Annotated in this window: 17 protein-coding genes; 16 read left to right on the top strand and 1 reads right to left on the bottom strand. The window is 59.4% G+C overall.

Annotation, left to right across the window (positions count from 1 at the left end):
* The first annotated feature begins 107 nt into the window (after positions 1-107).
* Together fabF and mltG are read left to right on the top strand one after the other, a co-directional pair.
* Positions 108-1,373 (top strand): beta-ketoacyl-ACP synthase II, encoded by a 1,266-nt coding sequence (fabF, locus tag AC2FJF_RS04835; RefSeq protein ID WP_496723434.1) that lies wholly within the window; start codon positions 108-110, stop codon positions 1,371-1,373.
* Positions 1,374-2,534, top strand: a complete 1,161-nt coding sequence (gene mltG, locus AC2FJF_RS04830) for an endolytic transglycosylase MltG (RefSeq protein ID WP_496723432.1) — start codon at positions 1,374-1,376, stop codon at positions 2,532-2,534.
* Between the two features lie 38 nt (positions 2,535-2,572).
* On the opposite strand, the gene AC2FJF_RS04825 is transcribed toward mltG, so the two are convergent.
* Positions 2,573-3,829 (bottom strand): DEAD/DEAH box helicase, encoded by a 1,257-nt coding sequence (locus AC2FJF_RS04825; protein ID WP_496723430.1) that lies wholly within the window; start codon positions 3,827-3,829, stop codon positions 2,573-2,575.
* Between the two features lie 420 nt (positions 3,830-4,249).
* Between AC2FJF_RS04825 and AC2FJF_RS04820 the strand changes: the two genes are divergently transcribed.
* From AC2FJF_RS04820 to AC2FJF_RS04755, 14 genes are all read left to right on the top strand, one after another.
* Positions 4,250-5,317, top strand: a complete 1,068-nt coding sequence (locus AC2FJF_RS04820; protein ID WP_496723429.1) for a linear amide C-N hydrolase — start codon at positions 4,250-4,252, stop codon at positions 5,315-5,317.
* 498 nt (positions 5,318-5,815) lie between these two features.
* The gene (locus AC2FJF_RS04815; protein ID WP_496723861.1) at positions 5,816-7,186 is read left to right on the top strand and encodes a DNA-packaging protein; all 1,371 of its coding nucleotides are present in this window, start codon (positions 5,816-5,818) and stop codon (positions 7,184-7,186) included.
* Positions 7,187-7,382: 196 nt separating this feature from the next.
* The gene (locus tag AC2FJF_RS04810) at positions 7,383-7,817 is read left to right on the top strand and encodes a hypothetical protein (RefSeq protein WP_282151500.1); all 435 of its coding nucleotides are present in this window, start codon (positions 7,383-7,385) and stop codon (positions 7,815-7,817) included.
* A gap of 262 nt (positions 7,818-8,079) precedes the next feature.
* Complete coding sequence (locus tag AC2FJF_RS04805; protein WP_282151499.1) at positions 8,080-9,243, top strand: phage portal protein; 1,164 nt, start codon at positions 8,080-8,082, stop codon at positions 9,241-9,243.
* A complete protein-coding gene (locus AC2FJF_RS04800) occupies positions 9,236-9,454 on the top strand; it encodes a GTA head formation protein, RCAP_rcc01685 family (RefSeq protein ID WP_108860356.1) in 219 nt (72 codons plus the stop codon). Before AC2FJF_RS04805 ends, AC2FJF_RS04800 begins: the two co-directional genes overlap by 8 nt.
* A gap of 26 nt (positions 9,455-9,480) precedes the next feature.
* Complete coding sequence (locus tag AC2FJF_RS04795; RefSeq protein WP_496723426.1) at positions 9,481-10,026, top strand: HK97 family phage prohead protease; 546 nt, start codon at positions 9,481-9,483, stop codon at positions 10,024-10,026.
* A 34-nt stretch (positions 10,027-10,060) separates the two neighbouring features.
* Positions 10,061-11,239 (top strand): phage major capsid protein, encoded by a 1,179-nt coding sequence (locus AC2FJF_RS04790; protein WP_496723424.1) that lies wholly within the window; start codon positions 10,061-10,063, stop codon positions 11,237-11,239.
* A gap of 170 nt (positions 11,240-11,409) precedes the next feature.
* Entirely contained in the window at positions 11,410-12,009 is a 600-nt protein-coding gene (locus AC2FJF_RS04785) for a head-tail connector protein (protein WP_496723422.1), read from the top strand.
* The gene (locus tag AC2FJF_RS04780) at positions 12,006-12,344 is read left to right on the top strand and encodes a phage head closure protein (RefSeq protein WP_496723420.1); all 339 of its coding nucleotides are present in this window, start codon (positions 12,006-12,008) and stop codon (positions 12,342-12,344) included. Before AC2FJF_RS04785 ends, AC2FJF_RS04780 begins: the two co-directional genes overlap by 4 nt.
* Positions 12,341-12,754, top strand: coding sequence for a DUF3168 domain-containing protein (locus AC2FJF_RS04775; RefSeq protein WP_496723418.1), 414 nt, complete (start codon positions 12,341-12,343; stop codon positions 12,752-12,754). Before AC2FJF_RS04780 ends, AC2FJF_RS04775 begins: the two co-directional genes overlap by 4 nt.
* Before the next feature lie 20 nt (positions 12,755-12,774).
* Entirely contained in the window at positions 12,775-13,188 is a 414-nt protein-coding gene (locus AC2FJF_RS04770; protein ID WP_496696792.1) for a phage major tail protein, TP901-1 family, read from the top strand.
* Between the two features lie 4 nt (positions 13,189-13,192).
* On the top strand, positions 13,193-13,513 hold the full coding sequence (locus AC2FJF_RS04765) for a gene transfer agent family protein (protein WP_496723416.1): 321 nt from the start codon (positions 13,193-13,195) through the stop codon (positions 13,511-13,513).
* Positions 13,510-13,719: a rcc01693 family protein gene (locus tag AC2FJF_RS04760; protein WP_496723414.1), complete on the top strand. Its 210-nt coding sequence runs from the start codon at positions 13,510-13,512 to the stop codon at positions 13,717-13,719. The genes AC2FJF_RS04765 and AC2FJF_RS04760 overlap by 4 nt, the downstream gene beginning before the upstream one ends.
* The gene (locus AC2FJF_RS04755; RefSeq protein WP_496722543.1) at positions 13,706-14,368 is read left to right on the top strand and encodes an RcGTA-type gene transfer agent tail tape measure protein; all 663 of its coding nucleotides are present in this window, start codon (positions 13,706-13,708) and stop codon (positions 14,366-14,368) included. The genes AC2FJF_RS04760 and AC2FJF_RS04755 overlap by 14 nt, the downstream gene beginning before the upstream one ends.
* Positions 14,369-14,380: the final 12 nt, after the last annotated feature.

Raw genomic sequence — 14,380 nt, 5'->3', positions numbered from 1 at the left:
CGGCCCGGCGAAATGGCGCCGGGATGGAATGTGCCGTTGCTCTTGCCCCCGGACCCCGGGCCGGGGTATGAGCGGTTCTCAAATAGGAAGCAGGCAAGAGGCATTTCATGCGCAGAGTCGTTGTAACCGGTCTGGGATTGGTCACTCCTTTGGCCAGCGGGGTCGAGGAATCTTGGTCACGGCTGTTGGATGGGGAATCCGGCGCAGGCCCGATCACCCAGTTTGATGCCGTAGAGAGCGGTGTCACCACGACCTATGCCTGCGAAGTTCCGCGCGGCGATGGAACCGACGGGACGTTTAACCCCGACGATTGGTTGCCGCCAAAAGAGCAACGCAAGATCGAAGACTTCATTCTGTATTCGATCGCGGCCGCCGACATGGCCTGCCAAGATGCCAATTGGCTGCCAGAGGATGAAGAAGACCGCCTGCGTACAGGCGTTCTGATCGGTTCCGGTATCGGCGGTTTGGGCTCTATTGCTGAAACGGCAAACCTGATCCGCGACAAAGGTCCGCGCCGTGTGTCGCCGTTCTTTATTCCCGGTGCGCTGATCAACCTGGCATCCGGTCAGGTGTCTATCCGCCACGGGTTCAAGGGGCCCAACCATTCGGTCGTGACAGCTTGTTCGACCGGTGCGCATGCCATTGGCGATGCCAGCCGCATCATTCGTTCAGGCGACGCGGAAGTCATGGTTGCTGGTGGCGGCGAAGGCTGCATCTGCGAGATTGGTATCGCTGGCTTTAACGCGTGCAAGGCGCTGTCGACGAAGTATGCCGACGATCCGAAGAAAGCCAGCCGCCCATATGACGTGGACCGTGATGGGTTTGTCATGGGCGAGGGCGCAGGCATCGTAGTTCTGGAAGAATACGAACACGCCAAGGCGCGCGGTGCAAAGATCTATGCCGAAGTGCTGGGCTATGGCATGTCCGGCGACGCTTATCACATCACCGCACCGTCCGAGGATGGTGATGGCGCTGAGCGTTCCATGAAAGCCGCATTGCGCAGCGCGGGCCTTGAGCCTTCGGACCTGGACTACATCAACGCGCATGGCACATCGACCATGGCGGATACGATCGAACTGGGCGCGGTAGAGCGCCTGTTGGGGGATCACGCCAGCAAGGCCACCATGACCTCAACCAAATCGGCCACTGGTCACCTTTTGGGTGCGGCTGGCGCGATTGAGGCGATCTTTTCGATCCTGGCGATCCGGGATCAAGTGGCTCCGCCGACGATCAATCTGGATAACCCCGCCGTTGAAACTCCGATCGATCTGGCGCCCAACGCCAAGCGTGAGCGTGAGATCAATGTGGCGTTGTCGAATTCGTTCGGCTTTGGCGGCACCAATGCCAGCGTGATCTTCGGAAAGGTCAGCTAAATGTTCCGGGCTCTTGCTTCGAATGCGCTGACCTTGCTGATCGTTGCCTTGTTCCTGATGGGCGGGCTGGTTGTGTGGGGGCAGTCGCAATACAAGGCCGAGGGTCCGCTAGAAACTGCCATGTGCCTGCAGGTCAGAAGCGGGTCGAATATGACCCGTGTCAGCCAAGAGCTTGAAGATGACGGAGCCATCAGCAGCGCCATGATCTTTCGCATGGCGGCGGACTACACGGATAAATCGCAGCAGCTGAAAGCCGGTAGCTTTCTGGTGCGCGAAGGCGCGTCAATGGAGCAGATCATCGACGAGATCACAAGCAGCGGTGCCAGCACCTGCGGGTCTGAGATTGAATACCGTATCGGTGTCACGCGCATCCAGACCCGGGTTCGCGAGTTGGACCCGGCAACGCTGGAGTTTGTCGAAATCGCTTCGTTTGATGTGACCGACGAAGAAATCCCTGCCGAATACGGTCAAAAGCGTGAAGAGGCCGATACCCGTTACCGGGTGTCTGTAGCCGAAGGCGTGACCTCATGGCAGGTGGCGCAAGGTTTGCAGGCGATTGAACCGCTGACAGGTGAGATTGCCGAGATCCCGGCCGAAGGGATGTTGGCGCCTGACAGCTATGATTTGGCACCGGGCGATGACCGGACGGCTGTTCTGCAGGCGATGCAAGACAAGCAACAATTGCGCATCAACGCAGTGTGGGAGAATCGCCAAGGCGACCTTCCTATCAGCAGCCCAGAGGAAATGCTGATCCTCGCGTCGATCATCGAAAAGGAAACCGGTGTTCCCAATGAGCGCGGGCAGGTTGCGAGCGTCTTTGTGAACCGGCTTGAGCAGGGCATGAAGCTGCAGACAGACCCGACGGTCATCTATGGTGTCACCAAGGGTCAAGGCACGCTGGGGCGCGGGCTGCGTCGCAGTGAACTGCGCCGTGCAACACCTTGGAATACTTATGTGATAGACGGTTTGCCGCCAACACCGATTGCCAACCCGGGTTTGGCCAGCCTTGAGGCTGCTGTCGCACCGGAAGAGACCAACTTTGTCTTCTTTGTTGCGGATGGCACCGGGGGGCACGCGTTTGCGGAAACCTTGCAGGAGCACAATCGGAACGTCGCCAAGTGGCGAGAGATTGAGGCTGAAAGAAACAGTTCAAGCAACTAAGAAAAAAAGGCCGCGTCGAAAACGCGGCCTTTTCTTTTTTATGCAGCGGGACGTCCGCGTGGGCGACGACGTTTCGAAGACGCGGGCTTCGATGTCGAATTTGCCCCCTGCGGTCTACGCCCCCGGAAGCCTCCGCGATTGCGGGTTTTCTTGGGCTCGGAAAATTCTGGCATGGTGCCGCTGGCGACCGGAATTTCGATCTTCATCAGCTTCTGAATCTGGCGCAGCTGATCCACCTCGTCCGGTGAGCAGAAGGCGATAGCCTCACCTTCGCGACCAGCACGGGCTGTGCGCCCGATGCGGTGGACATAGTTGTCGGGCACTTCGGGCAGGTCATAGTTGATCACATAGGCAACACCGGGAATGTCGATGCCACGCGCGGCCACGTCGGTCGCGACTAATACGTTGATCTCTCCGGCCCGGAACGCCTTGATCGCGCGGTCGCGCTGTCCCTGGCTTTTGTTACCGTGAATCGAGGCCGCGTTGAATCCATCGGCCACAAGGCCTCTCATCAGTTTCTCGGCACCGTGTTTGGTACGGGAAAATACCAAGGTCAGAGCGTCCATGTCAGCGGACAGAATTTCGCGCAATTTCCGCGGTTTGCCGGCCCTGTCGACGAAATGCACAGACTGCGTGATCTTGTCCGCCGCTTTACCTGGAGGCGAGACCTGCACTCGCTGCGGGTTGGTCAGATAGGATTGGCTAAGCTCTTCCATCTGTTTTGGCATAGTGGCCGAGAACAGCATGGTTTGGCGCGGCGTGCCCAGCTTGGGTGCGATTTTGCGTAGGGCGTGGATAAAGCCCATGTCCAGCATCTGGTCGGCCTCGTCCAGTACAAGATGTCGCACCGAGCCAAGGTCAACAGCACCGCGTTCCATCAGGTCGATCAAACGCCCGGGTGTGGCGACCAGAATGTCGGTGCCGCGCGACAGGAACGAAATCTGTCTGCCGATCGACTGGCCTCCGACCACGGTGGCCACGCGCAGTTTGGTCTTGTCGGTCAGGTTGCGCAGGCTATCCGCGATCTGGTTGACCAGCTCGCGGGTTGGGGCAAGGATCAGCGCTTTGGCGGTTTTGGGCGCGGGTTTGCCGGGCTGCGCCAGCAAGTGGTCGATCAGTGGCAGACCGAAGGCCAGCGTCTTACCGGTGCCGGTCTGCGCCAGGCCCAGGATGTCGTGACCGTTCAGCGCCAGCGGGATGGCCTGGTTCTGAATAGGGGTCGGTTGTGAGAAATTGGCACGTTTCAGTGCATCGTTGAGGGCTGGTGCAAGGCCCAGCATGTCGAAGTCGAACAAATAACTATCCTTTGTAACCCGCAAGGCAATAGCCGTGCGGACAAGACGTGTCTGGCCACGCAGCGCGTGACCGGCAGGGTTTCCGCTAAACCTCGGGACGTGCAGGCGAACCCTGCGCCATCTGGCGTCGCGTCAAGAACCCTGCGTGAATGGGAACTAGGAGAAGTAGTGATGCGCTGTGGGGTCTGCTGCGACCGTCAATGCTCACGCGTCAGCGCTGTCTTAAGGTGGCACATGCTAGTTTTTTCAGCAATTGTCAAGGCATGAATTGCGAAGTGGGAACATGTACTTGCCGCGGCCGCCAGGGAACGGATCGTTCAAATAGAAGAACCTTGTCCGGCTGGGCTTTGAAAATCCCGAAGTGCTTCTTGGCTTTCATAACATCGGAAAATACCCGATCCTTAGGGGAGATGACTTTTTGTGTATGACCAAAAAAGGAATCCAGAAATGTGCGCTAAAATACTTGTAGCTACCACTCTGACCGTGGTTCTAGCCGCGTCTTCAGCAATCGCATGCTCTCGGATCGTCTATGAAACGGCAGACGGATCCTTTCTCACCGGGAGGACGCTTGACTGGTTCGAAGATACTTCAACAGATATTTGGGCCTTCCCGCGGGGCATGGACCGTGATGGTGGTGCCGGAGAGAATTCGGTCGACTGGACGTCCAAATACGGCTCTGTCGTGGCAACGATCTATGACGGAGCAACTGTTGACGGCATGAATGATGGCGGGCTGGTCGGAAATGCTCTCTATCTTGCCGAGGCGGATTACGGGACGGAAAATGCCGGAGACAAACCTCTCCTTTCTGTCGGAGGGTGGTTGCAGTATTTTCTGGACAACTTTGCAACAGTTGAAGAAGCCGTTGCAGCGATGGAGCAAGAGCCATTCGTGATCGTAGCGCCGATGTTGCCTAGCGGACATGAGGCAGGAGGGCATATCGCGCTATCTGATGCGTCTGGTGACAGTGCAATATTCGAGTATCTAGATGGCGAGTTGGTTATCCACCATGGCCGCGAGTTTACTGTCATGACGAACTCTCCTACTTTTGACGAACAACTCGCTATCACCACTTATTGGGGTGAAGTTAATGGTCTTTCATTTTTGCCCGGAACCCATCGGTCTTCCGATCGGTTTACGCGGTTGAGCTGGAATCTGAATGCCGTTCCCTCGTTCGAAGACAAAAACGATGCGACGGCGGCGGTGTTCTCTCTCGTGCGATCAATTTCCGTACCATTCGGTGTGACGGATCCGGAGCGCCCAAACATCGCATCAACAACCTGGCGTACGGTCGCTGATCATGAGCTGGGTCGGTACTACTATGAGAGCGTGTTCAGCCCTACATTGTTTTGGGTGGATATCGAGAACCTTGATCTCTCCGATGGGGCTTCTACCCTGAAATTGGAACTTGGCGAAAAGCCCATCCTTGCGGGCGAGGTTTCGGCCAGCTTTGAACCTTCCGAGCCATTTCTTTTTCTCGGCGATACGTAACGTTGTAGTCACGGGGCTCAACCACTGACGACCGTCTGCCACATAGTCCTATCAGTAAAGGTCTCTTAACTATCAGCGCACGCTACCCGTTGCGCCGTTGTTGCGCAACGCATTGACTTTGCGGACTTTCTTGCGTATAAGTTGTGTCATGCTAGAAGAGGTGGGCGACGGCCCCGGGGCGACCCGGCGGCCGTTTTTCGTTTCTCTCGTGCGGAGATCACTCACGCATGAGGTCACAGGCACACATGACTTTGATTACCCCGGAAGAGCGGATGTCCCAGACGGCTGATTTGTTGCAGTCGCTTGAGAGATCCATTCGCGATCTGCGCCAAGCAGCGGAAGAACTGCGCAAACAGATCGGTGCCGGGGAGGATGCAGATCTTGCTGGTTCAGCCAAGCAACTCGGGCAGTTAGAGGGGCTGATCCGAAGTTGTCAGAAAGTGGAGACAAGCTTTGTCGAACAACATCACAGACAAGCCGGAATTGCCCAAGGGGGGTATGCGCTCGACCTTGAGCGCGCTCGATTTGAGATTGGGTGCAGGCTGGCTCGCCTCCGCGCCTGCTGCGGTACGGGACAGATTTCTTAGTGAGATCGGGGAGGGGGGGCTGTGCGCCCTCCCTTTCCTGTTCGAGTTCTGGGCGCTGCCGCATCAGTTGCCGCCCGAAGGCGACTGGCGGTCTTGGGTCATCATGGGGGGGCGTGGGGCTGGTAAGACGCGGGCCGGGGCCGAATGGGTGCGACAGGTGGTCGAGGGGTCTTTGCCCTTGGATCGCGGCGAGGCGCGTCGTGTGGCGTTGGTGGGTGAGACCTTTGATCAGGTGCGCGATGTGATGATCTTTGGCGATAGCGGGATTTTACAGTGTTCGCCGCCGGATCGGCGACCTGTCTGGAAGGCGTCCGAACGGAAACTGGTCTGGCCCAACGGGGCCGAGGCGCAGGCGTTTTCGGCGCATGATCCCGAAGGGCTGAGGGGGCCTCAGTTCGATGCGGCCTGGGTGGATGAGTTGGCCAAGTGGAAGAAGGCTGGCCAGACCTGGGATATGCTGCAATTTGCGCTGCGCTTGGGGGAGCGACCTCGGGTCTGTGTGACGACCACACCGCGCAATGTGAAGGTTTTGAGGGAATTGCTGGCGTCTCCGTCCACCGTGCAGACCCATGCGCCGACCGAGGCGAACAGGGCCAATCTGGCGGCATCGTTTCTGGCCGAGGTGCGGGCGCGCTATGCGGGCACACGGCTGGGGCGGCAAGAGTTGGACGGCGTGCTGCTGTCGGATGCCGAGGGGGCGTTGTGGACCGGGTCCATGCTGGATGCAGCGCGAGTTGAGAATGTACCAGAGTTGGACCGTATAGTGGTGGCGCTGGACCCGGCGGTGACGGCGGGTTCGAATGCGGATGCTTGTGGGATCGTGGTGGTCGGCGCACAAGTGCAAGGGCCGCCCGAGGAGTGGCGCGCCTATGTGCTGGCCGACCGGACAGTGCAGGGTGTTGGCCCGGCGGGCTGGGCACAGGCAGCGATTGATGCGATGGATGAGTTCGGGGGTGAACGGCTGGTCGCTGAGGTCAATCAGGGCGGGCAACTGGTGGAAGAGGTCGTGCGGCAGGTGGACCCTCTGGTCCCTTTTCGCGCCGTGCGGGCGTCTCGCGGCAAGGTGGCGCGAGCTGAACCTGTGGCAGCGTTGTACGAGCAGGGGCGGGTCAGCCATGTGATGGGGCTGGACGCGCTGGAGGAGCAGATGTGCCAGATGACCGCACGGGGGTTCGAGGGGCAGGGCTCGCCCGACCGCGTCGACGCGCTGGTCTGGGCGTTGCATGAGTTGGTTGTGGGGCCTGCGGGGGTGTTTAGAAGGCCGAGGGTAAGGGCTTTGTGAAAGATGTTCATTAGTGATCAAAAAGATAGCTGCAAGTGCAGTAACTCCGCACTCTAAGTAAGAAAAATCGCAGATAAGATACCGTAAAAGTTGCAGAAACTCAACAGGATCAATTGTGGTGCATTTGAGAGTTTGTTACCGGCCCAAAGCTAAGTTAACGAGCACAGATAACTAATATTTTTGAAGAGGTAAGCAAGTGACCGAGTCACCCGTTCAGAAAAAACCATCAATTGCAAAGTATATTTGCGTCTGGGTCTTGGCGGCTTTCACGGCAGGGATCGCCATCAGGGTCGTGGACCTTTTTCTAGTCTACACTTTGTTTGATGTTTCGAACCCAACCAAAGATGCTTATTGGACACTCGCTCCCATACTGGAATATGCAGCCTGGGCCTGTGTGATCATCGGAATTTACTCTTATTTTGATAGTCTCCTCGTGGGAAAAGTAATCCCTTGGATAATGGTCTTGGGTGGCCTTGGGGTCATATTGGCAATCACCAAAACGTATGCAGCATTCTCAAATTCTGGATTGTCCTTGTCTCCGTTATTTGCTGTTTCCAGTCTGATTTCATTCGGCTTTGCCGTGTTCGCCATCAATCATTACTTCAAGGTAAGACAGCCTCATCGCTACTAAGCACCTGACTGCAAGATGTTGGGGTGGGCAACCGGCTTATGACCGAATGCTTCGGTGTGCTGTTTGATTCTCTTTGATGCGCAACCCAGTTTCATAGCTGGTAGACGAGTTTCATATTTCGGATGTGCGCGGCCCTCGAAATTTACAAGCTAAGAAATTGCTGTTGCCCACCCTCCGTACGCCCCATTCCCAAGCCCTAAACTTCTTTCCGTCATAACTCCTTTCAACAAGCCGGGCAGAGTGGCGGCAGAAAGGAGCACAGATGGTATTCGATTTCTTGCGTCGTGGATCGGCTGAGGCAGCGCCAGAGGCGAAAGCGAGCGCGGCGGGGCCTGTGGTGGCGTGGCAGACGGGCGGGCGCGTGGCGTGGAGCCCCAGGGACGCGGTGTCGCTGACGAGGACTGGGTTTTCGGGGAACCCGGTGGGGTTCCGCTCGGTCAAGTTGATCGCCGAGGCGGCGGCGGCACTGCCTCTGGTGCTGCAGGATCAGGCGCAGCGCTATGACGTGCATCCGATCATATCCCTGATGCGCCGTCCGAATGCGGCGCAGGGGCGGGCGGAGTTGATGGAGGCCTTGTTTGGGCAGTTGTTGCTGTCGGGGAACGCCTATGTCGAGGCGGCACAGGCCGAGGATGGATTGCCGGTTGAACTGCACATCCTGCGCTCGGACCGGATGAGCGTGGTGCCGGGGGCGGATGGATGGCCCAAGGCGTATGACTATACGGCGGGCGGCAAGACGCATCGTTTCCCGGCTGATGCGATCTGTCATATCAAGTCATTCCACCCCCAAGACGATCACTATGGGTTCTCGCCGATGCAAGCTGCGGCGATGGCGATTGATGTGCATAACAGCGCGTCGCGGTGGTCGAAATCTCTGCTGGACAATGCTGCGCGGCCTTCGGGGGCGCTGGTGTGGAAGGGCGGCGATGGCCATGGGGTGATGGCTGAGGATCAGTTCCGCCGCCTGTCCGATGAGATTGAACAAAACTATCGCGGGGCGCGCAATGCCGGGCGTCCGATGGTTCTGGAAGGGGGGCTGGATTGGAAGCCGATGGGTTTCTCACCCTCTGACATGGAGTTTCAAAAGACCAAGGAAGCCGCCGCCCGCGAGATCGCGCTAGCCTTTGGGGTCCCGCCGATGTTGCTGGGAATTCAAGGCGACGCGACCTATTCGAACTATCAGGAGGCCAACCGGGCGTTTTACCGCCTGACCGTTCTGCCCCTGGTGACGCGGGTGGCGGCGGCGGTGTCGGAATGGCTGGTGGGCTTTACTGGCGAAGAACTGGTGTTGAAACCCGACCTGGATCAGGTGCCGGCGCTGTCGGCGGAGCGGGATGCGCAATGGGCGCGGGTCAACGGCGCCGAGTTCCTGACTGATGCCGAGAAACGCGTGATGCTGGGGCTGCCGGAGCGCGCAGATGGCTGAGGGGTATCCGCCGTTTGACTGTGCGCCGGGCCTGCGTCTGGCTGCGCATGAACGGGTGGCCGAGATCCAGCACGCGCATCTATGCAGGCGGCTGGATCAGATCGAAGAGATGATGGAGCGGCTGGAGAAACGGCTGTGGCTGACGGTCTATGGAGTCGTTGCGGTGATCCTGGCGCAAGCGTTTCAGTCAATTCTGGTGGTGTCGCCATGAATTCAGAGGCTTATGAGGAGGTGTTCATGGATTTAGAACACAAGTTTGCGCGGTTTAGCGATGGATTGTCGGTGACCGAGGACGCGGTGATCGAGGGCTATGCCAGCCTGTTTGGGCAGGTCGATCAAGGGAGCGATGTAGTGCAGAAAGGCGCATATCGCAGGTCGTTGGCTGGGCTAACGGCGGCAGGTCAGCGGGTCAAAATGCTGTGGCAGCACGACCCGGCGCAACCCATCGGTGTCTGGGACGACGTGCGCGAAGATGAACGCGGGCTTTGGGTCAAGGGACGTATGTTGGAAACCACGCAGAAAGGCCGTGAAGCTGCGGAATTGATCCGGGCCGGGGCCATTGACGGGCTGTCGATCGGCTATCGCACCAAGCGGGCCGTGAAAAATGAAAAGGGCCATCGGGTCCTGACCGAACTGGAGCTGTGGGAGGTGTCGCTTGTGACTTTTCCGATGCTGCCCAGTGCGCGGGTGGCGGCAAAGGGGACGACCCCGGACGCCGAGGACACCCTGCGCAGTATTGCCGAGGTGATTGATCACGCCCGGCAGGAGCTGGCGCGAACCTAGCGCGCCTCAATCCCACCCAAACAAGGAAGTTCTGATGAGCAAGACCGAGACCCCGGCCTTGACCGGAGAGGGTGTGCCCCTGGTTCAGGAGGTGAAGCAGGCGATGACTGGCTTCGTGAGCGAATTCAAGGGCCTGAAGGCTGAAGTTAAAACCAAACTGCAACAGACAGAAGAGCGACTGACCATGCTGGATCGTAAATCAATCACCGCGGCGCGCCCGCATCTTGCGGCTTCAATCGAGGAGGGTGCGCCGCATCAGAAGGCTTTCGACGCCTATGTGCGATGCGGTGACGATGACGGCTTGCGCGGTCTTGATATCGAAGCCAAATCGCTGTCCAGCGCCGTAAACAGCGATGGCGGATATCTGGTCGATCCGCAAACCGCCGAGATGATCAAGTCGGTGCTGAAATCCACGGCCTCGATCCGTTCGATCGCTTCGGTGTTGAATGTCGAGGCGAACTCGTTCGACGTGTTGATCGACCACACTGACGTGGGCGCTGGCTGGGCGGATGAAAGCTCAGCGGCCACCGAGACAGCGACCCCGTCGATTGATCGAATCTCGATTGCCCTGCACGAGCTGAGCGCGCTGCCCAAGGCGTCGCAACGTTTGCTGGATGACAGCGCGTTTGATGTCGAGGGCTGGCTGGCCGGTCGAATTGCCGACAAGTTTGCCCGTGCCGAAGCGGCGGCGTTCATCTCGGGCGATGGTGCGGACAAGCCAAATGGCATTCTGAACCATGCCAAGGTCGACAATGATGTTTGGACCTGGGGCAATCTGGGCTATGTCCCGACCGGCATTGACGGTGGTGTCGATGCGGACGCGATTGTCGATGTGGTTTATGCGCTGGGCGCGCAATACCGCGTCAATGGCACCTTCGTAATGAATTCGAAAACTGCTGGTGTGATCCGTAAGCTAAAGGACAGCGATGGCCGCTTCCTGTGGTCGGACGGTCTGGCTGCGGGTGAGCCTGCGCGCCTGATGGGCTATCCGGTTCTGATTGCCGAGGACATGCCGGATGCGGGCACCGACAGTTTCTCGATTGCCTTTGGTGACTTCCAGGCCGGCTACACTATTGCCGAGCGCCCTGATCTGCGCGTCTTGCGTGATCCGTTCAGCGCCAAGCCGCACGTTCTGTTCTATGCGACCAAGCGTGTCGGCGGCGACGTGAGCGACTTTGCCGCGATCAAGCTGGTGAAATTCGGCACCGCCTAAGCGGTGACGGATCCGGGGGGTCATTGGCCCCTCGGGCGCGGGCGCGGGCCGGGGTGAGATCCCCTGCGTTGTCTAGCTGCTCCCCTCCGTCCGAGCAACGTGGGGCGGTGCGTGCCCGTCATTTTCTTGAGTGAGGCCCCCGGAGGGGTCCGAGATTGCGGAGTGAATGGATGATGTTGATCGAAGAAACCGCCATCGCGGATGCGGCGCTGCCGGTGGATCAGTTTAAGGCGCATCTGCGGCTGGGCACAGGCTTTGCCGAAAACAGCGTTCAGGACGATGTGCTGAAAGGCTTTCTGCGCGCAGCCGTTGCGGCAATCGAAGCGCGTACTGGCAAGGTTCTGATTGAGCGCGATTTTTCCTGGAGCCTGACCGTCTGGCGAGACCAGTCGGGTGAAGTGTTGCCGGTGGCCCCGGTCACCGAGGTCAAGAGTGTAACGCTGGCAGATGCAGAAGGTGCAGAGACCGTCGTCACCCCGGATAGATACCGGTTGGAAAAAGACGCTCAGCGTCCCCGGCTACGCCCCGTTGGGGCACTGATGCCGAAGATGACAAAGGGTGGTTCTGTCAGGATCGTCTTTGGCGCTGGGATAGCAATGGATTGGGGTGGGTTGCCCGCCGATCTGGGGCAGGCCGTGCTGCTGCTGGCCGCGCATTACTACGAATACCGCGATGAGACAGCGCTGGGTGCCGGGTGCATGCCATTTGGCGTTACCAGTCTGATCCAACGCTATCGAACAGTTCGGTTTGGCGCTGGGGTGATGCAATGAAAGCGCCGCGGTTGAACAGAAAGCTGGAGTTGGAAGCGCCGGTGCGCGTGGCCAATGGGTCAGGCGGATACACCGAAACCTGGGTGCCGCTGGGCACGGTATGGGCCGAAGTGACCGCGCGCAGCGGGTCAGAGCGGCAGGTGGCTGGCGTCCCGATATCGCGGGTCGGCTATCGCATCGTGGTCCGGGGCGCGCCCACAGGCTCCACCATGCGGCCATCGCCGGATCAGCGCTTTGCAGAGGGCGCACGTCGTTTTGTCATCCGCGCTGTCGCCGAGCGTGATCCGCGTGGCCAGTACCTGACCTGTTTTGCGGATGAGGAGGTGGCAGCATGAGCTATGGCGTTTCAGCAGCCCTGCAGGCGGCGGTTTTCCAGCAGCTGTCCGGTGACAGCCGAGTAAACGATCTGTCAGGAGGCGCGATTTATGACGCGGTGCCGGCCGGAGCAGTACCACAGACTTATGTGACGCTGGGACCGGAAGAGGTTCGTGATGTCTCTGACCGATCGGGTGGAGGTGCGGTGCACCGGTTCACGGTTTCGGTCGTGTCCGAAGCCGCAGGGTTCGGGGCCGCCAAGACCCTGGCCGGTGCCGTGTGTGATGCGCTGGACGGTGCCATGCCCAGCCTTGATCGCGGGCGTCTGGTGGGCCTGTGGTTCGAGCGCGCCTCGGCCCGGCGCACCGGGACCGGTGGAGCGATCCGCCAGATCGACCTGAGATTTCGTGCGCGCGTGGAAGATGACTAACCAATCAACGGAGAAAGCATATGGGTGCCCAGAACGGCAAGGACCTGTTGGTCAAAGTGGATATGAACGGCAGCGGTCTGTTCGAAACTATCGCGGGATTGCGCGCCACGCGCGTCAGCTTCAACGCGGAAAGCGTGGATGTCACCAGCCTGGAAAGTCAGGGAGGTTGGCGCGAACTTCTATCGGGTGCCGGGGTCAAATCGGCTTCGATATCCGGTTCAGGCGTGTTCAAGGATGCCGGGACCGATGAACGAGCGCGGCAATTGTTCTTTGACGGCGAAACACCGGATTTTCAGGTCATCATCCCGGATTTCGGCATTGTTGCCGGGCCGTTTCAGGTCACAGGTGTCGAATATGCGGGCTCGCACAACGGCGAGGCGACCTATGAGATGAGTTTGGCCAGCGCCGGCGCGCTGAGTTTTACGGCGCTGTAAGCCGATGGCCAATCCGTGGACAGGCGAGGTGGCTTTGACCATCGATGGAGAGCGGCGGGTGCTCAAGCTGACGCTGGGTGCTTTAGCGGAATTGGAGCAAGAGCTGGGTGCCGGTTCGCTGGTGGAACTCGTGCAACGGTTCGAAGGCGGAGCCTATTCCAGTGGTGACGTATTGGCACTGATCGTGGCCGGGTTGCGCGGCGGTGGCGGCGACGTCAACCGCACCGATCTGCTGAGCGCCGAAATTGAGGGTGGCCCGATGGCAGCTGCGCGTGCGGCAGCGGAGTTGTTGGCGCGGGCCTTCATGGTGCCGGATCAGGCATGAGCGGGTTCAACTGGCCCGCCTTGATGCGGGCCGCGCTTGTCGGTCTGCGTCTGACGCCGGATCAGTTCTGGCGACTGACCCCGGCCGAATTGCAACTGATGCTGGGGCAGGGCGCAGGGATCCCGGCGATGAACCGGTCTGGCTTGGATGCGTTGCTGAAGGCCTACCCGGACAAATTACAAGGAGAGCGTGATGACGGATCGTGACGGGTTTGACGACTTGCAGGAACGCGGCGATGCGCTGGGAGACTCGCTGGGTGACGCGGCATCTATGGCGGCTGCTTTTGACGGCCAGATGAAACGGATCAGCGCGGCGTTTGAGGAAACCGGAAAGGATGTCGCGACGCTGGAACGCGGCATGTCCAGCGGGTTGCGCAAAGCCTTCGACGGCGTAGTGCTGGATGGGATGAACCTGTCCGATGCGCTGGACGTTTTGAAGAACTCAATGATCCGCACGGCGTATTCGGCAGCGATCAAGCCGGTGACGGATCACTTTGGCGGGATGCTGGCCGGAACCGTTGGCGGTCTGGTGCAGGGGCTTTTGCCATTTGCCGACGGTGGCAGTTTTTCGCAAGGCCGGGTGATGCCTTTCGCCAATGGCGGCGTTGTCAGCGGCCCAACCACATTTCCCATGCGTGGCGGAACCGGGTTGATGGGGGAAGCCGGACCCGAAGCGATCATGCCTTTGGCGCGCGGGTCGGACGGTAAGCTTGGGGTACGCACCTCGGGAGGTGGGCGTGCCGTCAATGTCGTGATGAACATCACCACCCCGGACGTGCAGGGGTTCCGTCGCAGTCAAAGCCAGATTGCGGCGCAGATGAGCCGCGCACTTGGGCGCGGCAATCGCAACAGGTAACTTGAGGGAGCA

Source organism: Ruegeria sp. CDSB013 (assembly GCF_059611165.1).
Note: the sequence above shows the minus strand (reverse complement) of the source record. Positions and strands in the feature narration are given on the sequence as shown.